This is a genomic window from Streptomyces sp. NBC_01244 (genome assembly GCF_035987325.1).
In the GTDB taxonomy this organism is placed as follows: domain Bacteria; phylum Actinomycetota; class Actinomycetes; order Streptomycetales; family Streptomycetaceae; genus Streptomyces.
This window is the reverse complement of record NZ_CP108488.1, coordinates 5546650-5569922: the sequence shown is the minus strand read 5'-3', so window position 1 is coordinate 5569922 and position 23273 is coordinate 5546650. Positions and strand designations below refer to the sequence as shown.

General features: G+C 71.0%; 24 protein-coding genes and 1 pseudogene. 6 read left to right on the top strand and 19 right to left on the bottom strand.

Annotated features, from left to right (window positions below; translation table 11 throughout):
* Positions 1–73: 73 nt before the first annotated feature.
* The 4 genes from OG247_RS25175 to OG247_RS25160 form a co-directional block, all read right to left on the bottom strand.
* Positions 74–2215 carry an FG-GAP repeat domain-containing protein gene (locus OG247_RS25175; protein ID WP_327254379.1) on the bottom strand — a complete coding sequence of 714 codons (2142 nt, stop codon included), beginning with the start codon at positions 2213–2215 and terminating at the stop codon, positions 74–76.
* Positions 2216–2331: 116 nt separating this feature from the next.
* Positions 2332–2856: a GNAT family N-acetyltransferase gene (locus OG247_RS25170; protein ID WP_327254378.1), complete on the bottom strand. Its 525-nt coding sequence runs from the start codon at positions 2854–2856 to the stop codon at positions 2332–2334.
* A 140-nt stretch (positions 2857–2996) separates the two neighbouring features.
* Positions 2997–4160: an aminofutalosine synthase MqnE gene (mqnE, locus tag OG247_RS25165; RefSeq protein WP_327254377.1), complete on the bottom strand. Its 1164-nt coding sequence runs from the start codon at positions 4158–4160 to the stop codon at positions 2997–2999.
* A 59-nt stretch (positions 4161–4219) separates the two neighbouring features.
* Positions 4220–4675: an Lrp/AsnC family transcriptional regulator gene (locus OG247_RS25160; RefSeq protein ID WP_243340137.1), complete on the bottom strand. Its 456-nt coding sequence runs from the start codon at positions 4673–4675 to the stop codon at positions 4220–4222.
* Positions 4676–4805: 130 nt separating this feature from the next.
* Between OG247_RS25160 and OG247_RS25155 the strand changes: the two genes are divergently transcribed.
* Entirely contained in the window at positions 4806–4940 is a 135-nt protein-coding gene (locus OG247_RS25155; RefSeq protein ID WP_327254376.1) for a hypothetical protein, read from the top strand.
* Here OG247_RS25155 and OG247_RS25150 read toward each other — a convergent pair.
* Positions 4937–5623: a UbiX family flavin prenyltransferase gene (locus OG247_RS25150; RefSeq protein ID WP_327254375.1), complete on the bottom strand. Its 687-nt coding sequence runs from the start codon at positions 5621–5623 to the stop codon at positions 4937–4939. The two genes, OG247_RS25155 and OG247_RS25150, sit on opposite strands and share 4 nt — an antisense overlap.
* 85 nt (positions 5624–5708) lie before the next feature.
* Between OG247_RS25150 and OG247_RS25145 the strand changes: the two genes are divergently transcribed.
* Positions 5709–6329, top strand: coding sequence for a rhomboid family intramembrane serine protease (locus OG247_RS25145; RefSeq protein WP_327254374.1), 621 nt, complete (start codon positions 5709–5711; stop codon positions 6327–6329).
* A gap of 46 nt (positions 6330–6375) precedes the next feature.
* On the opposite strand, the gene OG247_RS25140 is transcribed toward OG247_RS25145, so the two are convergent.
* From OG247_RS25140 to OG247_RS25120, 5 genes are all read right to left on the bottom strand, one after another.
* Positions 6376–7011: a VOC family protein gene (locus OG247_RS25140; RefSeq protein ID WP_327254373.1), complete on the bottom strand. Its 636-nt coding sequence runs from the start codon at positions 7009–7011 to the stop codon at positions 6376–6378.
* A 95-nt stretch (positions 7012–7106) separates the two neighbouring features.
* On the bottom strand, positions 7107–7691 hold the full coding sequence (locus OG247_RS25135) for a Uma2 family endonuclease (protein ID WP_327254372.1): 585 nt from the start codon (positions 7689–7691) through the stop codon (positions 7107–7109).
* A 78-nt stretch (positions 7692–7769) separates the two neighbouring features.
* On the bottom strand, positions 7770–8693 hold the full coding sequence (gene mqnP / locus OG247_RS25130) for a menaquinone biosynthesis prenyltransferase MqnP (protein WP_327254371.1): 924 nt from the start codon (positions 8691–8693) through the stop codon (positions 7770–7772).
* Positions 8690–9157: a hypothetical protein gene (locus OG247_RS25125; protein WP_327254370.1), complete on the bottom strand. Its 468-nt coding sequence runs from the start codon at positions 9155–9157 to the stop codon at positions 8690–8692. Before OG247_RS25125 ends, mqnP begins: the two co-directional genes overlap by 4 nt.
* Positions 9154–10611, bottom strand: coding sequence for a menaquinone biosynthesis decarboxylase (locus tag OG247_RS25120; RefSeq protein ID WP_243340066.1), 1458 nt, complete (start codon positions 10609–10611; stop codon positions 9154–9156). The genes OG247_RS25125 and OG247_RS25120 overlap by 4 nt, the downstream gene beginning before the upstream one ends.
* Positions 10612–10728: 117 nt before the next feature.
* Between OG247_RS25120 and OG247_RS25115 the strand changes: the two genes are divergently transcribed.
* Positions 10729–11028 (top strand): PLD nuclease N-terminal domain-containing protein, encoded by a 300-nt coding sequence (locus tag OG247_RS25115; RefSeq protein WP_327254369.1) that lies wholly within the window; start codon positions 10729–10731, stop codon positions 11026–11028.
* A gap of 49 nt (positions 11029–11077) precedes the next feature.
* Here the strand turns inward: OG247_RS25115 and OG247_RS25110 are convergent, their stop codons facing one another.
* Positions 11078–11989, bottom strand: a complete 912-nt coding sequence (locus tag OG247_RS25110) for a LysR family transcriptional regulator (protein ID WP_327254368.1) — start codon at positions 11987–11989, stop codon at positions 11078–11080.
* 129 nt (positions 11990–12118) lie between these two features.
* Between OG247_RS25110 and OG247_RS25105 the strand changes: the two genes are divergently transcribed.
* Positions 12119–13582 (top strand): MFS transporter, encoded by a 1464-nt coding sequence (locus OG247_RS25105; protein WP_327257614.1) that lies wholly within the window; start codon positions 12119–12121, stop codon positions 13580–13582.
* Between the two features lie 9 nt (positions 13583–13591).
* On the opposite strand, the pseudogene OG247_RS25100 reads toward OG247_RS25105, so the two are convergent.
* Positions 13592–13771, bottom strand: a pseudogene (locus OG247_RS25100) (cupin domain-containing protein); the annotation flags it as partial.
* A gap of 147 nt (positions 13772–13918) precedes the next feature.
* Here OG247_RS25100 and OG247_RS25095 point away from each other — a divergent pair.
* The gene (locus OG247_RS25095) at positions 13919–14395 is read left to right on the top strand and encodes a MarR family winged helix-turn-helix transcriptional regulator (protein WP_327254367.1); all 477 of its coding nucleotides are present in this window, start codon (positions 13919–13921) and stop codon (positions 14393–14395) included.
* A gap of 72 nt (positions 14396–14467) precedes the next feature.
* Here the strand turns inward: OG247_RS25095 and ccsB are convergent, their stop codons facing one another.
* The 7 genes from ccsB to hemL all read right to left on the bottom strand — a co-directional run bounded on the left by ccsB (position 14468) and on the right by hemL (position 22399).
* Positions 14468–15559, bottom strand: a complete 1092-nt coding sequence (gene ccsB, locus OG247_RS25090; protein ID WP_327257613.1) for a c-type cytochrome biogenesis protein CcsB — start codon at positions 15557–15559, stop codon at positions 14468–14470.
* Positions 15559–17358, bottom strand: a complete 1800-nt coding sequence (resB, locus tag OG247_RS25085) for a cytochrome c biogenesis protein ResB (protein WP_327254366.1) — start codon at positions 17356–17358, stop codon at positions 15559–15561. The genes ccsB and resB overlap by 1 nt, the downstream gene beginning before the upstream one ends.
* A gap of 13 nt (positions 17359–17371) precedes the next feature.
* Positions 17372–18133: a cytochrome c biogenesis CcdA family protein gene (locus OG247_RS25080; protein ID WP_327257612.1), complete on the bottom strand. Its 762-nt coding sequence runs from the start codon at positions 18131–18133 to the stop codon at positions 17372–17374.
* A gap of 46 nt (positions 18134–18179) precedes the next feature.
* Positions 18180–18806 (bottom strand): TlpA family protein disulfide reductase, encoded by a 627-nt coding sequence (locus OG247_RS25075; protein ID WP_327254365.1) that lies wholly within the window; start codon positions 18804–18806, stop codon positions 18180–18182.
* A 67-nt stretch (positions 18807–18873) separates the two neighbouring features.
* Entirely contained in the window at positions 18874–20106 is a 1233-nt protein-coding gene (locus OG247_RS25070) for a hypothetical protein (protein ID WP_327257611.1), read from the bottom strand.
* A gap of 233 nt (positions 20107–20339) precedes the next feature.
* Positions 20340–21080 (bottom strand): histidine phosphatase family protein, encoded by a 741-nt coding sequence (locus OG247_RS25065; RefSeq protein ID WP_327254364.1) that lies wholly within the window; start codon positions 21078–21080, stop codon positions 20340–20342.
* Complete coding sequence (hemL, locus tag OG247_RS25060; RefSeq protein WP_327254363.1) at positions 21077–22399, bottom strand: glutamate-1-semialdehyde 2,1-aminomutase; 1323 nt, start codon at positions 22397–22399, stop codon at positions 21077–21079. The genes OG247_RS25065 and hemL overlap by 4 nt, the downstream gene beginning before the upstream one ends.
* Before the next feature lie 293 nt (positions 22400–22692).
* On the opposite strand from hemL, the gene OG247_RS25055 reads away from it, so the two are divergent.
* Positions 22693–23130, top strand: a complete 438-nt coding sequence (locus OG247_RS25055; RefSeq protein WP_243340142.1) for a hypothetical protein — start codon at positions 22693–22695, stop codon at positions 23128–23130.
* Positions 23131–23273 lie beyond the last annotated feature (143 nt).

Here is a 23273-nt window from a genome sequence, read left to right as displayed (position 1 = left end):
GCACGCCCGTGCCACGGACAAGGGCGCCGGGGGGCTTCGACGGACGTGAAGTCGGCCCCCCGGACCCGCGCCGCTAGGAGATGCGGATGCCCGACCAGTTCGTGGCCTTGCCGACCTGCGACCGGTTGTCGAAGCCGCCCCGGCCGTTGCCCCGGTTCAGCCAGGCGCGGCCGTCCTTGTCGAGCGAGATCAGGTCGGCCCGGCCGTCCCCGGACAGGTCGAGCCCGCCGACCACGTCCTTGTAGGTGGTGCCCCAGTCCTTGAAGACCAGGGACCGGGGCACGAAGGTGCCGGCGCCGGTCCCGTTGAACCGCCACAGCTCGTTCGACGCGTCGAGGGCCAGCAGGTCGGTCTTGCCGTCGCCGTCGAGGTCCCCGGCGGCGATCAGCTTCTTGTACCCGCCGAAGCCGGAGCCGGCGAGCGTGCGGGCCTTGAAGCCGCCCGCGCCGTTGTTCGCGTACACGTACAGCTTCCCGGTCGAGGCGGACCGGGTCAGCAGGTCGGCGCGGCCGTCGCCCGTCACGTCGCCGGGCGAGAGGACCTGGTCGTACGCGCTCCAGTCCGAGGAGACCGTGACGTGGAGCGACTGCAGGTTGGGCAGCCCGCCGCAGATCGTCGGGTAGACCCGGGCCTCGCCCTTCGGGAAGCGGACGAACACGTCGTTGCAGCCGTCGCCGTCGAGGTCGCCGAACGGCAGCACCTGCGTGTCCACCGACGCCCAGGTGATCGCGCGCGGCCCCGCGGTCAGCTTCGTCGCGTCGCCCGCGTACACCTTCAGCCCGGTGCCGCCCAGGCCGAACAGGTCGGCCTTGCCGTCGTCCGTGTGGTCACGCCACTTGGGCAGCGCGCGGCTGGTGGTGGTGGCCTCGTAGGCACCGTTCAGGACGGCGCTGTTCGTCTCGGACCGCTTGTACTCGTCCCACAGCGCGACGGGCCGGCCGAGCGCGTCGGCGGCCACCTGGGGCGGCCCGGTGAACCGGGCGCCCGCCGTGCTCAGCCGCCGCGGGGCGGACCAGATGCCGTTCTTGAAGACGGCGGCCATCGTGTACTCCTCGTACGAGTACCCCTCCCGCCAGGTCACCGTGACCGTGCCGCCCGAGGTCCCGGCCGCGGCGACCCCGCGCACCTTCTCGTGCAGGGAGAAGAACTGGAGGTTCTGCTGCCATTTCCCGGTGGCGGCCGAGCGCACCCCGTACCAGGGGGCCGAGTTGGAGCCGGCGACGAAGAGGTCGCCGCCCGGCAGGTGGACGGGCTCCGCCATCCCGGACGTGCTGCCGGACCTGGCGGCGGTCGACGGGGCGCTCCACTGCGTGGCGCCGGCGGTCCGGCGCGTGTGCAGGAGGTCATCGTTGCTGTTGTAGAACAGGTCGAAGCCGCCCTGCGGTTCGGCGAACACCTTCGGGCGCGCCAGGGTCCCGCCCGGGACCGGGAAGTCCTTGACGGTGGTCCAGGCGGCCGCGCCGGGGGCCTTCTCCAGGGCGACGACGGCCTTGCTCGCCTGCCACTGCCACACCAGCAGGGCGGTGCCGTCCTTGGCGACCGCCAGGTCCATGGCGTAGATCTCCCGGCTGCCGGACGGCGGCTGCTCGTTGAGGGCGGCCGGAGCGGTCCACACGCCCTGCGGGCCGGCCTTCTCGGCGGCCTTCACGACGCCGAAGACCGACCACACCGCGACCAGCCGGCCGTCGGGGGCCGCCGCCAGGTGGTGGTAGCCCTTCTCGGGGACCGCGGCGACGAACTCGGGCTCGGAGAAGGCGGTCGCGCCGGGCGCGAGGGTGGCCACCTTCAGCCAGTAGTTGTCGTGGTCGTCGGCCCGCTTGGCCCGCCAGGCCAGGCGCACCGAGCCGTCGCCGAGCGAGACCAGCTCGGTGTTGGACCCTCCGGCGTCCGGCCAGGCCCGCGGGGCGAGCCAGCCGGTGCTGCCCGCGGGCCGGATCCGGGTGGAACGGGAGAGCCCGTCGCCGGTGAGGGAGACGAGGGCGCCGTTCCCCGCCGCCACCAGGGCGTTCAGCCCGCCCGAGGCGGAGCCGGGGTTGGGGTTCGCGGCGTGCAGGGCGCCGGCGCCCCACGGGCCCGGCGTACGCGCCGCGGCGGCGGCCGGGGCGGTGTCGGCCGCCGTCGCGGTGGCGGTCTGGGCGGCGACCGGCGCCGCGGCCGCCAGGGCGAGTACGGGAGTGAGCGCGATGCCTAGCAGCGCGCGGGAATACGAAGTCATGGGAATGCCCCCCCGGGCAAAGCGGATCCGGTGGCCCGGATACGCCGGACTGTTCGAACAGATCACGCGCAGCGTATAGCAACCAAGATCGTCCCGACGTACGCGATCCCTCGGCTCTAGTGCAGCGGCAGCAGCAGCGTGATGTCGTCACGGTCGTCGCCCGGGGCCACCCGGATGGCGCCGGGGACCCGGCCGACCTCCTTGTAGCCGCAGGCGGCGTAGAAGTGCTCCAGGCCCAGCCCGCCCCGGCAGCCGAGGCGGATCGCCTCGATGCCCTCCATCGTGCGGGCGGCGTCCGCGACGGCCTCCATCAGTGCGCGGCCGGCGCCGTGACCCTGGAGGGCGGGGTCGACCATGACGGTGTAGACCCAGACCCAGTGCTTCTGCAGCCGGTGCTGGTTGGGGGCGATGACGGCGGTGGCGCGCACCCGCCCGGTGGCGTCGCGTCCGACGAGCAGGCGGCTGCGGCCCTCGCAGGCCGCGGCGAGGTGCTTGTCCACCTCGGGGCGGATGTCCTCGACGGTGACGGGCGGCACGAAGCCCACCGCCCCGCCGGCATTGGACACCTCGGTCCAGAGCGCGGCGAAGTCTTCGGCCAGGGCGGGGCCGACGACCGGATCGAAGGTGAAGGTAAGGACCATAGGGCTAGATTAGCTATTACTGACCGGAGTACGCAAAAGGCCCCGGCCGCCCCCGAGGGGGAGGACCGGGGCCCAAGGCATCAGACCGGCGAGCCCGGCGTCAGGCCGATGAGCCGGACGCCAGACCGACGAGCCGGACGTCAGACCCGCATCGCCTGCGGCGTCTCGCGGAGTTCCGCGTCCGGGCCGGGGTACTCGCGGATGATCTCGTAGCGCGTGTTGCGCTCGACCGGGCGGAAGCCCGCCTCGCGGATCAGTTCCAGCAGGTCCTCGCGACCCAGCTTGTTCGGGGTGCCGTAGTTGTCCGCGTCGTGCGTGATCTTGTACTCGACGACCGAGCCGTCCATGTCGTCCGCGCCGTGCTGGAGGGCGAGCTGCGCCGTCTGCACGCCGTGCATCACCCAGAAGACCTTCACGTGCGGGACGTTGTCGAAGAGCAGGCGGGAGACCGCGAAGGTCTTCAGCGCCTCGGCGCCCGTCGCCATCGTCGTGCGCGCCTGGAGCTTGTTGCGTACCTTGCCGTCCTTCATGTCCACGAAGTCGTGCTGGTAGCGCAGCGGGATGAAGACCTGGAAACCGCCGGTCTCGTCCTGCAGTTCGCGCAGCCGGAGCACGTGGTCCACGCGGTGGCGCGGCTCCTCGATGTGCCCGTAGAGCATCGTCGCCGGGGTCTTGAGGCCCTTGGAGTGCGCGAGGCGGTGGATGCGCGACCAGTCTTCCCAGTGGGTGCGGTGGTCGACGATGTGCTGGCGGACCTCCCAGTCGAAGATCTCCGCACCGCCGCCGGTGAGGGACTCCAGACCGGCCTCGATCAGCTCGTCCAGGATGTCGGAGGCCGACATGCCGGAGATCGTCTCGAAGTGGTGGATCTCCGTCGCCGTGAACGCCTTCAGCGAGACGTTCGGCAGTGCCTCCTTCAGTGCGGAGAGCGAGCGCGGGTAGTACCGCCACGGCAGGCTGGGGTGCAGGCCGTTGACGATGTGCAGCTCGGTGAGGCTCTCGTTCTCCATGCTCTTGGCCAGGCGAACGGCTTCCTCGATGCGCATCGTGTACGCGTCCTTCTCGCCCGGCTTGCGCTGGAACGAGCAGTACGCGCACGAGGCCGTGCACACGTTGGTCATGTTGAGGTGGCGGTTGACGTTGAAGTGGACGACGTCGCCGTTCTTGCGCGTGCGCACCTCGTGGGCGAGGCCGCCGAGCCAGGCCAGGTCGTCCGACTCGTAGAGGGCGATGCCGTCCTCACGGGTCAGCCGCTCGCCGGAGCGAACCTTGTCCTCCAGCTCACGCTTGAGCCCAGCGTCCATGCCGGTCCTCTCCATCTGTCGTCATTCACAACCGCGCCCCAACCGTACTCTCAGCGCCCTCAGGCTTCCTCCGGCAGGCCCCCGACCCGGTTCTCCCACTTGGTGGAGAGCACGATCGTCGTACGGGTGCGCGAGACGCCCTTGGTGCTGGAGAGCTTGCGGATGATCCGCTCCAGCCCGTCCACGTCGCCGGCGCGGACCTTGAGCATGTACGAGTCGTCGCCGGCGATGAACCAGCAGTCCTCGATCTCCGAGAGGTCGCGCAGCCGGCGGGCCACGTCCTCGTGGTCCGCGGCGTCGGACAGCGAGATGCCGATCAGCGCCGTGACGCCGAGGCCGAGCGAGGCCGCGTCCACGGTCGCGCGGTACCCGGTGATGACTCCGGCCGTCTCCAGCCGGTTGATCCGGTCGGTGACGCTGGGGCCGGAGAGGCCCACGAGCCGGCCCAGCTCGGCGTACGAGGCGCGTCCGTTCTCACGAAGTGCCTGGATGAGCTGCTTGTCCACCGCGTCCATGTACCTGGAACCTTCCATTATTCGGCATTCCCTCAAGTTTACGTATAGAATCAAAGGCGCACAGGGTCGACACCCTGTGAATCTTTCAACAGATCAAAGATGATCTGACGATTTTCAGGAGTGGTTCACCGTGTACACGATCGAGATGGCCTACGCGCACATGCGACAGCTCCAAGAGCTGGCCAACCGATCCCGCACCGACCAGCCCGCCGCCGCACACCGCGTCGACAAGACCCGTAAGCCGGGACGCGCCAAGAAGGCCTAAGCGCCACCGCTTGCCTCCCGGGGGCGGGAGCCACCGAGCTCCCCCTCCCACCGGCGGTACAGCCCGTGCGGCACCCCTGCCGCGTCGAGCACCCGCCCCGCGACGAAGTCCACCAGATCCTGGATGTGCGTCGCACCCGCGTAGAACGCCGGAGAGGCGGGCAGCACCACTGCGCCCGCCTCGTCCAGGCTCACCAGATGCTTCAGCGTCTGCCCGCTCAGCGGGGTCTCCCGCACCGTCACCACCAGCCGGCGCCGCTCCTTGAGCGTCACGCTCGCGACCCGCTGGAGCAGGTCCTTCGACAGCCCGAGCGCCACCCCGGCCACACAGGCCGTGGACGCCGGCACGATCAGCATCCCCTTGACCGGGTACGAGCCGCTGCTCGGCCCGGCCGCCAGGTCGCCCGCGGGCCAGTAGCGCACGCCGTCCAGTTCCGGGCGCGGATACGTCGCGGGCTTGCCGTCGGCGCCCCGCTCCAGCCATTCGCCCAGGTCGTCCCGCCAGTGCGCGTCGCGGAAGGCGATCCCCGTCTCGTCCAGCAGGGTCAGCCTGGACGCCCGGCTCACCACCAGGTCCACGCCCTCGCCCGCCGCCAGCAGCCCACGGATCACCGCGGCCGCGTACGGCGTCCCGGACGCCCCGGAAACCCCGACCACCCACGGGGTGCGCTTGCCCTCAGTCATACCTCCGAGACTATCCGGCCACCGCCGACGGGCACTGGTTAAGGTGTCCGCACGTTCAAGGGGTGGACACGGCGGAGGGGTCGTCATGAGCGGAAGCAGTACACACCCGGGCGGTACGGGCTCCTTCGCCTGGACCCGGACGGGCCGGGCCGTGGCCGCCGCGAAGCTGATGCTGGGCTGGGTGGCGCTGCTGTGGCTGATCGAGGCCGTCGACCACGCCACGGGCCACGCGCTCGACTCCTACGGGATCACCGCGCGGGACGCCGACGGCCTGAGCGGGATACCCCTGGCGCCCTTCCTGCACTTCGGCTTCGACCACGTCGCCTCCAACAGCGTCCCGCTGCTGGTCCTCGGCTTCGTCACCGCGCTGAGCGGCATCGGCCGCTTCCTGGCCGTCTGCGCGGCCATCGTCCTGGCCGACGGCTTCGCCGTCTGGCTGATCTCCCCGCCCCACAGCATCACGGCGGGCGCCTCGGGCCTGATCTTCGGCCTCTTCGGCTACCTGCTGATCCGCGGCTTCGTGGAACGCAGCCCGCTGGGCGTCGCGGTCGCCGTCGTCATCGCCGCCGTCTGGGGCACGACCTTCCTGGCCGGAGCCCTCCCCACGGACTCGGTGGTCAGCTGGCAGGCCCACCTCTTCGGCCTCCTGGCCGGCGCGGCGGTCGCCACGGTTGCCCGGCCGCGGCCGGAGGTGGCGGCGCTCTAGCCGGGAAACCCCGGCCGGCTGCTCCCGTAGGACGGTCGGGCCCCGGTCAGATCGTGACGGGGCCGCGGGCGGTGGCGAACTCGACCGAGACCAGACCCGGTTCCTCGTCCTCGACCCAGGTGACGTCGATCTGCTCGAGGGGGTGGTCGGCCGGTTCGCCGAGGAATTCGGCGATGGAGGCGGCGTCGCCGGCGATCGAGACCCCGTGGATGGTGGTGGAGGTGCGCGGGTCGGCGCTCGGGCGCTCCTCGAGGGGGACCGCCCACTGAAGGAAGTAGGGCAGTTGCGGGTCCTCCATCAGCTCCAGCAGACCGATCTGCTTCCACCTCAGGTCGAATCCGTCGGGGCGGACACGGTGGCCCTCGGCCGAGGTGCGGCCGAGGCGGGCCTCGACCGGGGCGATGTCGTCGACGGAGACCACCCAACCGAGCCAGCCGCCGCCCTCGGCGGCGCGGCGCGCGACCGCCTGGCCGAAGGGTGCGCGGTCGGCGGCGGGATGGTCGAGCGTGGTGACGACCTCGACATAGGTGCCGCCGCTCAGCGGGAGAATGAAATTGCGGGTGCCGAATCGCGGGTGAACGCCCCCGTCGACGAACCCGGCGCCCAGGGCCGACCCGATCCACTGGACGGTCGAGACGAAGCTGTCGCGGGCCACCGCATAGGACACGTGATCAAGTCGCACCGCGCCATCATCACCCGGCAACCCGCACACATCCCGACGCCACGCCCGCCACCCCGGCCGCGTCCGCCGTGGATTCACTTCCGAGGGGCGGGCCCTTAGGCGGCGGTGCCGGGGTCCACGGGGAGCTCGGCCGTATCCACGGAGACCTTCCCGATGCCGGTCTCCACGGTGACCGTCTCCCCGTACGGGATCACGTCCCGGCCCCGGTAGCCGTCGGGCCCCGGATTCCACAGCGTCGTGCACTGCGCCTTGTACGGGTCGAAGATCAGGTAATGCGGGATGCCGCGCCGGGCGTAGGCCCGGTCCTTGACCTCGTAGTCGTTGCGCACGCTGCTCGGGGAGACGACCTCGATGGCGAGTTCCACGAGGTCAGGCGGGTAGGCGCTGAGGTTCTTGTCCGCCTCCACGGCGGGGATGACGGCGAGGTCGGGGCAGAACTCGTTGTCGCCGTCGAAGGGAACGGCTACGTCGCTGATGAACCCCCACTCCGGCGGAATCTGGTCTTCCAGCGTGTTCCACAGCAACCGGATGGTCCTGGCGTGGTGCGGCTTCAGCGGACTCATCACGATGGCGCCCTCGACAATCTCCATCCGGTAACCGGGGAACATGTCCTCGAACCGGCTGAGCTGTGAGTGCAGGCGCTCGGTCTCCGAGACGGTCACGTCGGCCTCCCTGTCCATGCACTCGATGGTATGCCGCACGCTAGCCACCGGGGCAGGGCACGAACCGCCGGTTCCGGCAGGGCACGCACGATCGAGTTACAGCGACAGCCCCCGCACCACCAGGTCGAGCAGCGCGCACACGAACAGGGCCATGCCGATGAAGCCGTTCACCGTGAAGAAGGCGCGGTTCAGGCGGGACAGGTCGTGCGGGGTGACGATGGTGTGCTCGTAGACGAAGGCGGCCACGACGATCAGCAGGCCGAGCCAGAACAGCCAGCCCGCGTCCGTCGCCACCGCGTACCAGGCCAGCAGGCCCGTGGTCACGACGTGCGCGCCGCGCGCGCCCCACAGGGCGGCCGGGATGCCGTAGCGGGCCGGGACGGACTTGACGCCCTCCGCGCGGTCCGCGGCCACGTCCTGGCAGGCGAAGATCAGGTCGAAGCCGCCGATCCACACGCCCACCGCGAGGCCGAGGATCACCGCGTCCCAGGACCACTCGCCGGTGATCGCGATCCAGGCCCCGACCGGGCCCATCGCCTGAGCGATGCCGAGGATGGCGTGGGGGAAGTTCGTGAACCTCTTCCCGTACGGGTACACCACCATCGGTACGACGGCGACCGGCGCCAGCATCAGGCAGAGCGGGTTCAGCAGCGCCGCCGACCCGAGGAAGACGGCCAAGGCGATCCCGGCCCCGGTCCAGGCGGAGCGGACCGAGACGGCGCCCGTCACCAGCTCGCGCCCGGCGGTCCGCGGGTTCCGCGCGTCGATCTCCCGGTCGATGATCCGGTTGGCGGCCATCGCGAAGGTCCGCAGCCCCACCATGCAGACGGTGACGAGCAGCAGCTTGCCCCAGTGCATCCGCTCGTCGAGCGTGAACATGGCGGTCAGCGCGGCGATGTACGCGAAGGGCAGCGCGAAGACCGAGTGCTCGATCATCACGAGCCGCAGGAAGGCCTTGACCTTCCCACTGGCCTGCGGCGCGGGCCCGGATCCGAGGACCCCTTCGGCTGCGGATGTCATACGAGGGTTCTCCGGAAGTCTTCGAGGTCGGCCAGCAGCTCCACCGTGGGGAGCGCGCCGAGTTCCAGGGTCCAGGGGCCGGCGTCGTGACCCTCGGGCGGGGTGACGTGCGCGGTGACCGCGCAGGCGGCGCCGGACGGGCGGGCCTCCAGGCGCAGGAAGTTCCCGGCCTCCGCGGTGAACGGCTCGCCCGTCGCCAGGGCGCGCTGGAGCTGTTCCGCGAAGTCGTCCGCCTCGATGTCCCGCGCGCCGGGCAGCTCGAAGCCGTCGCCCTCGCCGTCCTCGTCGAGCATCAGCGCCCACACGTTGCCGGGCCCCGCGAACTCCTCGGGGCTGACACCCGCCTCCGCGGCGGCCTCGCGGACGCCGGGGTCGGCCGGGTCGAGTTCCGGGCGCACCAGGGCCACGTAGACCGTGTCCGTGCCGATGAAGAGGGCGGGGCCACCCGTCTCGATGTCGCTCACAGGCCGTACTCCTTCCAGCGGCTGTCGACCAGGGCCGCGGTCGCGGGGTCGGACTCGACCATGTCAGGCCAGCCGCCGTCGCGGGTGTAACCCTCCGTCGGCAGCTTCTTCGTGGCGTCGATGCCCGCCTTGCCGCCCCAGAACTGCTGGTAGGAGGCGTGGTCCAGGTGGTCCACCGGGCCCTCCACGACGGTGAGGTCGCGGGCGTAGTCCGTATTGCCGAGCGCCCGCCAGGACACCTCGTGGAGGTCGTGGACGTCGCAGTCCTTGTCCACCACGATGATCAGCTTGGTCAGCGACATCATGTGCGCGCCCCAGATGGCGTGCATGACCTTCTGTGCGTGCTTCGGGTACTTCTTGTCGATCGAGACGATCGCGCAGTTGTGGAAGCCGCCCGACTCGGGAAGGTGGTAGTCCACGATGTCCGGGACGATGATCTTGAGGAGCGGGAGGAAGAAACGCTCCGTCGCACGCCCCAGCGGACCGTCCTCCGTCGGCGGCCGGCCGACGACGATCGACTGGATCAGCGGACGCTTGCGCATCGTCACGCAGTCGATGGTCAGCGCGGGGAACGGCTCCTGCGGGGTGTAGAAGCCGGTGTGGTCGCCGAAGGGGCCCTCGGGGAGCGTCTCCCCCGGCTCCAGCCAGCCCTCGATGACCACCTCGGCGTTGGCCGGGACCTGGAGCGGGACCGTCTTGCAGTCCACCATCTCGATCCGCTTGCCCGCCACGAACCCGGCGAAGAGGTACTCGTCGATGTCGCCCGGCAGCGGCGCGGTCGACGCGTACGTCACGGCCGGCGGGCAGCCGAAGGCGATCGCGACCGGCAGCCGCTCACCGCGCGCCGCGGCCACCGCGTAGTGGTTGCGGCTGTCCTTGTGGATCTGCCAGTGCATGCCGATGGTGCGCTTGTCGTGGCGCTGGAGGCGGTACAGGCCGAGGTTGCGCACGCCCGTCTCCGGGTGCTTGGTGTGCGTCAGGCCGAGGTTGAAGAAGGACCCGCCGTCCTTGGGCCAGGTGAAGAGGGCCGGCAGCTGGTCCAGGTCCACGTCGTCGCCGGTGAGGACGACCTCCTGGACGGGCGCGGAATCGCCCTTCACCTTCTTCGGCGGCACGTGCACCATCGAGCCGAGCTTGCCGAAGGCCTCGCGGACACCGATGAAGCCCTGGGGCAGCTCCGGCTTGAGCAGGCCGCCGATCTTCTCGCTGATCTCGGCGTACGACTTCAGCCCGAGGGCCTTCAGCAGCCGCCGGTCGGTGCCGAAGACGTTCATGGCCAGCGGCATCGCCGAGCCCTTGACGTTCTCGAAGAGCAGCGCGGGCCCGCCCGCCTTGTTCACTCTGTCGACGATCTCCCCGACCTCTAGGTACGGGTCCACTTCGGCCTTGATGCGCTTGAGGTCGCCCTCCCGCTCGAGGGCCCGGAGCAGCGAGCGGAGATCGTCGTAAGCCATGCGGGCAATTGTGGCATCCCCGCTCAGAGCCCGAACCGCGGCGGGCCCTCTACCCTGGAAGAGTCCACGGCGGGCCTGCCCGGCCCGCACCGTTCTTCTGGGGGTCGGTCCCACACCGTGCTGCGCTATCTGCCGTTCCTGCTGATCATCGCGCTGACCATCTACACCTTCATCGACTGCCTGAACACGCCGGAAGAAGAGGTCAAGCACCTTCCGAAGGTCGTCTGGGTCCTGATCATCCTGCTCTTCTCGATCGTCGGTCCGATCGTGTGGCTCTTCGCCGGCAAGAAGCGGGTGCCCGGCGGCGCGGGCCGGCCGCGCCCGGGCCGCCGGACGTGGGTGGCGCCCGACGACAACCCGGAGTTCCTGAAGTCCCTGCGCGAGGAGCGGGACGAGAAGGAGAAGGACAAGGAGTAGGGCCCTCCGGGACCGGGCCCTCAGGGACCTGGTCCTACGGGACCTGGTCCTACGGGGCTGCGGCGCCCGCCCGTGCCGCCGCCCGCTGCGCCGCCTGCGCGAAGGCCCGTACGGCCCCGGTGTCCTCACCCGCGCGCCAGACCAGCCCGTACCCGACCGGCTCGGCGTCGGCCACGGGGACGTGGGTGACCCCGGGCCGGGCGTGGTAGGCCGCGGCGTGAGCCGATGTCAGCAGGGCGCCCCGGCCGGCGGCGACCAGCATCAGGGCCTCCTGGAGGTTCGTCACCTCCGGGCCGCGCCGGATCGGTCGCCCGGCCGGGGTGCGCGCCGGAGCCTGGTGTTCGCGCAGGTACGCGGGCAGGTCCCCGGCGACGCCCAGCAGTGCGACCCCCGCCAGTTCCTCCAGCGTCACGGAGTCCCGTGCGGCCAGCGGATGCCCTGCCGACACGGCCAGCGCCCGCGCCTCGGTGAACAGCGCCGGCCCCTCCCCCAGATCGGGTTCGCGCACCGGGAACTCGGCGAAGGCCACGTCGAAGGCCCCGCCGCGCAGTTGCCCGTACGGGTCGGAGAGCGGCACCTCGCACACCTCGACGGTGATGCCGGGGTGCGTGCTGCGCAGGGCCTGCGCGGCGCGCAGGACGAGTTCACCGGCGGGCGGGGTGGTGAAGCCGACGTGCAGCACCCCGTCCGCGGCGCGGGCCGTCGCGGCGGCCCGGTCCAGGGCGGCGGCGATGCCGCGGTGGTGGGGTTCCAGGTCGGCGCGGAGCTGGGCGCCGAGCGAGGTGAGGGCGACGCTGCGGCTGGTACGCAGGAAGAGCCGGGCGCCGACGCGCCGCTCGAGGCGCTGCACGAGCTGGCTGACGCGGGCCCGGGAGAGCAGCATGCGCTCGGCGGTGCGGCCGAAGTGCAGTTCCTCGGCCAGGATCAGGAAGCAGTCCAGCTCATCGCGATCGGTAAGCATGGCTGAACGAACGTTGAGGTCTTCGGCGTTGTTCCCGTACGGGTGGCGGGCGAGGGTGGTTGAGCCGGCAACTTCCCGCTCTTCCCTCCCTCCATCCTGCGAGGTCCTTCCGTGGACTCCCTCCATTCCATCCGCGGGCGCCGACTCGGCGTCCTGCTCGTCCTGTGCGGCGCCATCTTCCTCGAAGGCATCGACGTCGCGATGCTGAACGTGGCCCTGCCGTCCATCCGCGCCGACCTCGGCCTCGAAACCGGCACGCTCCAGTGGGTGATGAGCGCCTACGTGCTCGGCTACGGCGGCTTCATGCTGCTCGGCGGCCGTGCGGCCGATCTCTTCGGACGCCGCCGGATGTTCATCGGCTGGCTGACGGTGTTCCTGCTCTTCTCCGGGCTCGGCGGACTCGCCACCGAGGGCTGGCAGCTGATCGCCGCCCGCTTCGTGACCGGGGTCGCCGCCGCCTTCATGACCCCGGCGGGCCTGTCCATCATCACCACCGGCTTCGACGAGGGCCCCCAGCGCGAGAAGGCGCTGCTCGTGTACTCGGGCACGGCGGCGGCCGGGTTCTCCGTCGGGCTGGTCGCGGGCGGGCTGCTCGCCTCGGTGGGCTGGCGCTGGGTGTTCTTCGCTCCCGTGGCACTGGCCGCGCTGATCCTGGCGGGCGCGCTGACCTTCGTACCGAAGGCCGCCGATGGCGAACCGGGCGCGCGCCGGGGCCGGGGCCGGATCGACGTGTGGGGCGGGGTGCTCGTGACCGCGGGCGTCGTCCTGCTCGTCCTCGGTGTGGAGGAGCTCGCGGCGCTGCCCGCGGTGGCGGGGCTGGCCCTGCTCGGGGCGTTCGCCCTCGTCGAGCGGCGCACGGCGGAGCCCCTGGTCCGGCTCGGGATCCTGCGCTCGCCCGGGCTGCTGCGGGCCAATGCGGCGGCGCTGCTGTTCTCTGCCGCGTTCTTCGGCTTCCAGTTCCTGGTGGTGCTCTACCTCCAGGAACTGCGCGGCTGGTCCACGCTCCAGACCAGCCTCGCGATGCTGGTGATCGGGATCGACGCGGTCCTCTCGCCGACCGTGGTGCCGAAGCTGGTGGCGCGGTACGGGAACGGCCGGCTGATCTTCGGCGGCCTGCTGCTGGCGGCGCTGGCGTACGGGCTGTTCCTGCCGCTGGGCGCCGACTGGCCCTACCTGCTGATGCTGCCGGGCCTGATCCTGCTCGGCCTGGCCTTCGCCCTGGTCTACGGGCCGCTGACCATCGTCGCCACCGAGGGGGTCGCGGAGGAGGAGCAGGGCCTGGCGGGCGGTCTCCTCTACACGGCGTTCCAGTTCGGCGCGGCGCTCGGGCTGGCCGGTGTGACGGGGGTGGCGGCCGGCGCCGCCGACCCCGTCACACCAGCGGGGTACCGGGCGGCGCTGCTCGTCCCCTTCGCGGCGGTCCTGGTGGCCGCGGCCGTCAGCCTGCCGGGGCTCCGGCGAGGCTCACACCGCCCAGGGCAGGGGGCGGGTGCCCTCGGTGCCGGGGACGGAGACGAGGCCGTCGGCGCGCATGGCGACGTACACCTCGGTGTCCGCCAGGGCGTGGACGTGGCGCAGGACGTCCGGGGGTAGCACCACGGCCTCGCCCGCGGCGACCTTCTCGGTGCGGCCGCCGCAGGTGACGTCCAGGGCGCCGACGGTGACCGTCCAGACCTGCTCGCGGCTGACGGAGTGCTCGGGGCCGGTGATTCCGGCAGGGATGGCGGCGTGCCAGGTGCTCAGTTCGGCGCTGCCCCGGCTGGGGGAGGCGAAGCCGGTCATGGTCGCGTTCGGGGTGGTGGTGACGTGGTCGGGGGACGGGGTGATGACGCGCACGGCGATTCCTTCGCTTCCGGGGCAGGCGAGTGAGTCAAGCTGCTTTACTCAGATGAGTAAAGCAGCTTGACTCACGTGTGTCACCATGTTTCCGTGACCATCCACGAGAACGCCGGACCCGACATCGAGCTGACCTTCCTGCTCGGCCTCGGCTTCCAGCTCCTGCTCGGCGAGTTCACCCGCCGCCTCGACGAAGCCGGGTACGCCGACGGCCTGCGCCCCCTGCACGGCATGGCCTTCCAGGCCCTGGGGACCTCCGGCGCCACCGCCACCGAGCTCGCCGAGCGGCTCGGGGTGACCAAGCAGGCCGCCGGGCAACTCGTCGACGACCTGGAGCGGCGCGGCTACCTGCGCCGCACCCCGCACCCCGAGGGCGGCCGGCGCAAGCTGGTGGTCCTCACGGAGGCCGCGACCGCCCACCTGGGGGCCGCCGGACGGGTCCTGCACGAGCTGGAGGCCGAACTCGGCCGCGGCAGCGTCGACCTCGGCGCGCTGCGCGCCGAACTGGGCCGCCTGGTGCGCACCCTGAACGGGGACGGCCCCCTCCCGCCGCTGCGCCCCGCCTGGTGACGGGGAGGGAACACAGGAGGGGCCGGGCCGCCTTTCGGCTGCCCGGCCCCTCCTGTGTTCCGTCCGACGGGGTCAGACGCCCGCGTACGAGTGCTTGCCGCTCAGCAGGATGTTCACGCCGTAGTAGTTCCAGATCCAGCAGGCGAACGCGAAGAGCGCGAGGTACGCGGCCTTGCGGCCCTTCCAGCCGGCGGTGGCACGGGCGTGCAGGTAGCAGGCGTACGCCACCCAGGTCACGAAGGACCAGACCTCCTTGGGGTCCCAGCCCCAGTAGCGGCCCCACGCGTCGCCGGCCCAGATCGCGCCCGCGATGATCGTGAAGGTCCACAGCGGGAAGACGGCCGCGTTGATGCGGTACGAGAACTTGTCGAGCGAGGCCGCCGACGGGAAGCGCTCCCAGACCGAGGTGGCGAACTTGCCCGGCTTGCCGCCGCGCGCGAGCTTCGCCTCGTAGGAGTCGCGGAAGAGGTACATGACCGCGCCGGCCGCGCCGATGTAGAAGACCGCACCGCAGATGATCGCGGTGGAGACATGGATCAGCAGCCAGTACGACTTCAGCGCGGGGACCAGCTGGTCGCTGTCGGTGTAGAGCACCGTGGTGGCGATGCCCAGGTCGAGCAGGACCGTGGTGACCAGGAACAGGCCGAGCCAGCGGACGTTCTTCTTCAGCGCGAGGAGCAGCAGGTACGCGCCGACGGCCACCGTGGAGAAGGTGATCGAGAACTCGTACATGTTGCCCCAGGGGGCGCGCTCCACGGACATCGCGCGGGCGCCGACCCCGCCCGCCGCGAGCAGGAAGCCGAGGGTGGTCAGCGAGATCGCGATGCGCCCGTACAGGTCGCCCTGGACGGTGCCGCCGGCCGCGCCGGGGCCGTCCGGGACGTCACGGGTGCCGGCGGCGCTGCGCGTGACCACCTTGGGCTTGTCGAGGACGGCGGTACCGGCCTTGCCCCGCACCTGGACGGCGGGAGCGGCGGCCTCGGCCGCGGAGGCGTCCCCGGACCGGGTGAGCGCGGCGGCCGTACGGGCCACCTTGCTGCGGCTGCCGAAGATCCACTCGGCGATGTGGGCGAAGAAGGCGAGGGTGTAGACCGCCATGGACGCGTAGATCAGGTTGTTGCTGAGGTGAGCCAGACTCTCGTTGGCTGCGGCCGCGAGCTGCATCACGCGCGCTCCCCTTCGACTTCTTCGGCTTCTTCGGCAGGTTCTGCAGGGTCGGATTCTGGTGCGGTATCGGCGGCGGCCGGCGGGGGCGCCGCCGTGGGCGCCTGTTCGTGGAGCGCGCCGGCCAGGGCCGCCAGCTCCTCGGGGAGCTTGGCGGACTCGCTGCGGCCGAGGCCCGCCATCTCGACGACGGTCACGCCGTCCTTGCCGCGGAACGCGCGCACCCAGATCCGGCGGCGCTGGATGAAGAGGGAGCCCGCGAGTCCGGCGATGGCGGCGACGGCGCCCGCGAGGGCGAGGCCGCTGCCGGGCTGGTGGGTGATCGAGAAGGTCGCCCAGCGCTCGATGCCCTCGAACTTCACGGTGCCCTGGCCGCCGGGCAGTTCCATGGTCTCCCCGGGCAGCATCCGCTTCGCGAGCGGCTGGCCGTCCTCGGTCTTGAACTGCTCCATCTTGGAGGTGTCCAGCTGGTACACGTTCTGCGGCAGGCCCGAGTCCACCCCGAGGCTGCCGTGCCACGCGTTCAGCGCGAGCGCCGGGAAGTCCAGCTCCGGGAACTGCGAGAACATCGTGCCCTGGCCGGCGCCCGCGAAGGTCGGAACGAACATCGCGGCGAAGCCGAGCTGCGTCTTCTTCCCGTCCTTGTCCTTGTAGCCGTCGGTGACCTTGACGGCGCCGGTGGAGGTCAGGTTGCCGTCCTGCGGCAGCATCGGCACGGCGTCCTTGTAGACCACCTTGCCGGTGGAGTCGGTCACCGAGATGACCGGCGCGTAGCCGTGGCCGAGCAGGTAGACCTTGGAGCCGTCCACCTCCAGCGGCTTGTTGACCTGGATCTCGCGCTTCTCCGGCTTGCCGTGCGCGCCGTCGCTGAAGGTGACGTACGCCTTGAAGTCCCGCGGGGTGCCCTTCTGCGGGCCCGTCCGCTCGAAGGTGGCGTCGAACTTGTCCAGGGTGAAGGAGAAGGGCGGCAGGTCGTCGGGGTCGAAGAGGCCGCCGGCCTTGAAGTCGTCGTACTGGGTGAGCGTGTTCGAGAAGCCCTTGCCGCGCAGGACGAGCTTGCCGCCCTCGGACTTGAAGTACTGGCCCCAGGCGAAGGCGATCAGCATGACGATCAGCGCCACGTGGAAGATCAGGTTCCCGGCCTCGCGCAGGTAGCCCTTCTCGGCCGCGACCGATCCCGCGCCGGTCTCCGTACGGAAGCGGCGGCGGCCGAGCAGACCGTGCGCGGTGGCGAGCACCTCGTCCGGGGAGCTGTCCGTGCGCCACGTCGTGTACGCGGGCATCCGCTTCAGCCGCTTGGGCGCGGCCGGCGGCCGGCCGGTGAGCTGTCCGACGAACTGCCAGGAACGCGGCAGGATGCAGCCGATCAGCGAGATGAACAGCAGCAGGTAGATCGCGGAGAACCACACCGAGCTGTAGACGTCGAAGAGCTGGAGCTTCTCGGCGACTCCCACCCAGGAGGCGTGCTCCTTCTTCCAGGCGGCGACCTTCATCAGGTCGACCTGGTTCTGCGGGACCAGCGAGCCGGGGATGGACGCCAGCGACAGCATGAAGAGCAGGATCAGCGCCACCCGCATGGAGGTGAGCTGCCGCCAGAACCAGCGGGCCCAGCCGAGCACCCCGATGCCCACGGGGCCGCCGGGGGCGTCCTCCAGGGGGGCGGTGGACAGCTGCGCGCCGGCCGCGGCCTCGGCGGAGGCTTCCGCGGAGGATTCGGCCGAGACGTCGGCGGAAGCGGAATCCTCGGACTCCGGGGCATCGTGCGGCGCCTCGGTGGACGCCTTGTCGGTCGTACTCATGTCCGTGTAGTCCTCAGATCCCCACCGTGAAGCCGTTGGTCCAGCTCTGCATCTCGCTGACGATGCTGCTCCACATTCCTGTGACGAGCAGCAGGCCGGTCAGGATCAGCATGCCGCCGCCGATCCGCATGACCCACGCATAGTGCTTCTTCACCCAGCCGAAGGCGCCCAGCGCCTTGCGGAAGGCGAGGGCCGTGGCGATGAACGGCAGCCCCAGCCCCAGACAGAAGACCACGGTCAGCAGCGCCCCGCGGCCCGCTGTCGCCTGGTCGATGGAGAGGGTGCCGACGGCGGCGAGGGTCGGGCCCATGCAGGGGGTCCAGCCGAGGCCGAAGAGCACGCCGAGTACGGGCGCGCCGATCAGGCCCACCGCCGGCTTCTTGTGGAAGCGGAACTCCCGCATCGTCAGACCGGGGATCGCGCCCATGAAGAACAGGCCGAGCAGGATCACCAGACCGCCGAGCACCTGCGAGATGAGGTCCTTGTTGGAGTTGAGGGTCCGCCCGAAGAAGCCGAACAGCGCGCCGGTCGAGGTGAACACGGCCGTGAAGCCGAGGACGAACAGGGTCGCGCCGCCCAGCATCCGGCCGCGCCGGGCCTCGGCGAGGTCGGCTCCGCCGACGCCGGTCACGTAGGAGAGGTAGCCGGGGACCAGCGGCAGCACGCAGGGCGAGAAGAAGGAGATCAGCCCGGCGAGCAGCGAGATCGGCAGGGCCAGGAGCAGGCCGCCGTTGAGGACGGTCGTGTTCACGCCGGTCGATTCGGCGGCGAGCACGGTCTCGGAGAGCGCGGAGAGCGCGGAGAGCTCGGTGACCACGGGGTCACTTCTCCGCGAGCAGCGGGTCGATCATCGAGCGCAGCTTCGCCTCGCTGAGCGCGGCCAGGGTTCGGGCGGCGATCTTGCCGTCCTTGTCGAGGACGAGCGTGGAGGGAATGGCGTTCGGGTTGAGCGTGCCCTTGGGGAACCGGAGCATCAGCTTGCCGTCCGGGTCGAAGAGGCTCGGGTAGGTGATTCCGTAGTCCTCTTCGAAGGAGGCCGCGTTCTGCTTGGTGTTGTCGCGGGTGTTGATGCCGACGAAGGCGACCGGCTGGCCGGCCGCCTCCAGTTCCTTGGCGACTTTCGCGAACGACGGGGCCTCGGCCCGGCACGGCGGGCACCAGGAGCCCCAGACGTTGAGGACGACGACCTTGCCCTTGAGGGTGGTGGTGTCCAGGGTCTTGCCGTCCACCGTCTCCCCGTCGAGCTTGGGGGCGTCGGTGCGGTCGGCCTTGGCGACGGTGGAGATGCCGCTGGAGCCCGTCACGTAGTTGCCCCCGGCGGAACCGGAGGGCTTGCCGCCGTCGTCCCCGCATGCCGTGAGGGTGAGGGCGCCGGTGAGGGTCACCACGGTCAGCAGGGTGGCGCGGCCGCTGATCGAGCGGCTCCGAGGGACGCGGCTAAAGCTCATGTGAAAAGTTTCGCATGTGCGGTTTGCGGATCTTCCGCGCCCCCCGGGGGGTGTGCTAAGCCGCTGGTCAGGCGCCGGTGAGATACGTGCCCCAGCCACCGGTCGGCGACTGGCCGGGTCCGAGGGTGCGCAGCTTGGCCAGAACGCTCGAGTCCTGGACGTCCAGCCAGTCGGCGAACTGCCGGAAGGATACGAGGCGTACGTCCTTTTTGTCCGCCATGCCCTTGAGGGACTCCTCGACGGCGTCCATGTAGATGCCGCCGTTCCACTCCTCGAAGTGGTTGCCGATGAACAGGGGCGCGCGGTTGGTCTCGTAGGCCCGCTTGAAGCCGCCGAGGTAGGCGGCGGTGGCCTGGGTGCGCCAGGCCGGGTAGTTGGACGGGACGCCCTTGGTGGTGTTCTTCGACTGGTTCGCGAGGATGTTGTAGTCCATCGACAGCACCTCGAAGGAGTGCCCCGGGAACGGGAGCGACTGCAGCGGCAGGTCCCACAGGCCCCCGCGCTTGACCGGCCACTGCTGGAGGCCGCCGGGCGAGCTGGAGTCGTAGCGCCAGCCCAGCTTCTGCGCGGTCGGCAGCAGGTTGTCCTGGCCGAGCAGGCAGGGGGTGCGGGCGCCGACCAGCTCCTTGCGGTAGTCGAAGGGCAGCGGTTCGAGGTCGGTCCAGCCGGTGTTGGTGCGCCAGTTGGTGACGAAGGACACGGCCTGGTCGATCTCGCTCCGCCAGTCCTCGGGGGTCCACTTGCCGACCGAGCCGGAGCCGCCGCAGAAGTGCCCGTTGAAGTGGGTGCCTATCTCGTGGCCGTCGAGCCAGGCCTCGCGCACGTACGTGAGGGTGTTGCGGACGTTCTCGTCCTTGAGGTACCCGATGTCGGAGGCGCCGACGGGGTTGTTCGGGGGCTTGTAGAGGCTCTTCTTCGACTCGGGGAGCAGGTAGATGCCCGAGAGGAAGAAGGTCATCGCCGCGCCGTGGTCCTTGGCGAGCTTGAGGAACCGGGGGAAGAGGCCGTTGCCGATCTCGCCCGCGCCGTCCCAGCTGAACACCACGAACTGCGGCGGGGTCTCGCCCGGCTGGAGGGGTACGGGGGCGGCCGGCTGGTGTGGCTGCGGCCCGGTGTCGGCGGTGGATCCGTCACCGATGGGCTTGACCACCGGGCCGGTGGGCGGGGCGGTGCCCGTCGGATTGGCCGGGCCCGGGTTGCCCGTGCCGGACGGGCCGCCGACGCTGCAGCCGGCGATGCCGGCCGCCGCGGCGGCTCCAAGTCCGAGTCCGAGTACTCCCCTTCGGCTGAAGCCGCGCATATCGCTCATGCAATTCATACAAACGGACATTTCGGCGATGTCGAGAGGCGACACGGCCACGTCCGGCAACTTGTATGAAATTAGGCAGAGTCTTGACCAAACGGGCACGCCCCGAGGGGTTGCGCCTCGAACCGGAATGCGCCTCGAACCGGGCTGCGCCCCGGGCTCATGACTCCGGGCCCGCCCCCCAGGGGGGCCGGGCCCGGCAATCCGTACCGTCGTCCTGCCGGGGCTTACGCCCCGAACGCCTTGGACTTGCCCTTCACCGGCTTCGCCCCCGCGAGGAGGTGCGCCGGGACCAGGTCCCGGGCCGGCTCGCTGTAGCCCACCGACACCAGCCTGTCGCCCTGGTACGTGAACGAGGTCAGCGAGGCCAGCGTGCACTGGCGGCGGCGCGGGTCGTGCCACAGCCGCCGCTTCTCCGCGAAGCTCCGTACGATCCAGATCGGGAGCTGGTGGCTGACCGCCACCGCCTCGTGGCCGCGGGCCGCGTCACGGGCGGACTCGATCGCGCTCATCATCCGCACGACCTGCTCGACGTACGGCTCGCCCCAGGACGGCTTGAACGGGTTCGTCAGGTGCTTCCAGTTCTCGGGCCTGCGCAGCGCGCCGTCCCCGACCCCGAAGGTCTTGCCCTCGAAGACGTTGCCCGCCTCGAGGAGGCGGCCGTCGGTCGCGAGGTCCAGCCCGTGCGACTTGGCGATCGGCGCGGCCGTCTCCTGGGCCCGCTCCAGCGGGGAGGCCACGACGTACGTCACGTCCCGGTTCTCCAGGTGCTCCGCGACCCGGTCCGCCATCTTGCGGCCCAGCTCGGAGAGGTGGTAGCCGGCGCGGCGGCCGTAGAGGACCCCGTCCGGGTTGTGCACCTCGCCGTGGCGGACCACGTGGACGACGGTGATCTCGTTGCCCTCGGCAGGGGCACTGCCTCCGGCACCCGTTCCGGCGCTCGTTCCGCCGCTCGTTCCGGCGCTCATGCGGTGGCCTCCGCGGCGGCCCGGGCGGCGGCCGGCAGGGCGGCCGCGATGCGCTCGATCGCCTTGTCGTCGTGGGAGGTGGACACGAACCACGACTCGAACGCCGACGGCGGCAGGTAGACGCCCTGCGCCAGCATCGAGTGGAAGAAGCCGTTGAAGCGGAAGGCTTCCTGCTTCTTCGCGTCGTCGTAGTTGCGGACCTCGCCCTCGGTGAAGAACACCGAGAACATGTTGGAGGCGGTCTGCAGCCGGTGCGCGACGCCCGCCTTGGTGAGCGCCTCGGTGACCAGCCCCTGGATCTGGAGCGACACCGCGTCGACCTTCTCGTACGCCGCCTCGTCGAGCAGCCGCAGCTGCGCCAGACCCGCGGCCGTCGCGATCGGGTTACCGGACAGCGTGCCCGCCTGGTAGACGGGACCGGCGGGAGCCAGGTGGCCCATGACGTCCGCACGGCCGCCGAACGCCGCGGCCGGGAAGCCGCCGCCCATGACCTTGCCGAAGGTCATCAGGTCGGGCTTGACCCCGTCCACGCCGTACCAGCCGGCGCGCGAGGTACGGAAACCCGTCATGACCTCGTCGGAGATGTACAGGGCGCCGTTCGCCCGGCACAGGTCGGCGAGCCCCTGGTTGAAGCCCTCCCCCGGGGTCACGACGCCCATGTTGCCGGGCGCGGCCTCGGTGATCACACAGGCGATCTCGCCCGGGTGCGCGGCGAAGGCCGCCCGGACCGATTCCAGATCGTTGTAGGGGAGCACGATCGTGTCCCCGGCCTGCGCGCCCGTCACGCCGGGGGTGTCCGGCAGCGCGAAGGTCGCGAGCCCGGATCCGGCCGCGGCCAGCAGCGAGTCCACGTGCCCGTGGTAGCAGCCGGCGAACTTCACGATCTTGGCGCGGCCGGTGAACCCGCGGGCGAGGCGGATCGCGGACATGGTCGCCTCGGTCCCGGAGGACACCAGGCGGACCTGCTCCACGGGCTCGATCCGCGCGACGATCTCCTCGGCGAGCGCGACCTCCCCCTCACCGGGGGTACCGAAGGAGGTGCCGCGGACGACGGCGGCCTGGATGGCCTCCACCACGGCCGGGTGGGCGTGGCCGAGGATCATCGGCCCCCACGAGCAGACGAGGTCGACGTACTCGCGCCCGTCGGCATCGGTCAGGTACGGACCGGTACCGGACACCATGAACCTGGGCGTTCCGCCCACGGCGCGGAAGGCGCGCACGGGAGAGTTCACGCCGCCAGGCGTCACGAGGGACGCGCGGTCAAAGAGAGTCTGCGAGACTTTGGCTTCATACGGGTACGGGTAGCTCACACCAGCCATGGTCTCATCAGGCCGCGACTGACTTGCGGACGGGCGTTTCACCGCGCCGCCCCGGGGGAGGTCACTGCCATGATGATCAGGCTGCGTGGCGGGGGTCACGGGGCCGGGGCAGGCAAGACACGTCGGGTGGAGATATGCAACGCGGTGGTGGACCGGGCGAGGGCACGGACGGCCTGGACCCGCAGCGCGCCCGGGAACGTCGCCGCGGCAAGCACCGCCGTCGCGCCACGGACGCGGCAGAACACGTACCGGGCCCCACGCAGGACCCCGACGGCCTCCCCAGGGGCCGCGGCATGGGCGTGACGTACAAGTACTTCGGCGCCCCCGACGGGGCCACGGCCGCGCGCGTCCCGGTGACGATGCGGCCGGAGGAGCTCGGCGGCGACGAGCTCGGCATGGGCGGCATGTTCAGCAAGATCAAGCCGGAAACCGTCGCCGCGATGGTCCTGACCGGCATCGAGGGCATACCCCTGCACAAGGTGCCCCCGCTGGAACTGGTCGTCCTCCACCCCGACTACGCCGTCGTGAAACTCCCGATGACCGTCGTCGACCCGCTGCGCGGCATCGGCGAGGAATCGGTCGGCGCCGCCGCCTTCATCTGGTCCACGGTCCCCGACCGCGGCGGCCCCCGCGACGCCTTCAACGTCTACCAGCTGCTCCACGAATGGCAGGATTTCAGCCATCGGCTGCACGAGGCGGGGCACCAGCCGTACTGCCTCGTCTGGCCCTGATCCGGCCATTCACCCCCTGCGGGCGGCCCGGTGGGCGGCCCTCTGCGAGGGCCTCCCGTCCGCGGCGCAGGCAATCGCCCAGGCAGTACAACCCCGCGGGGTTTTCGTGTGTCTCCCCTGCGAGTAACGCGTTTTCGCACCCT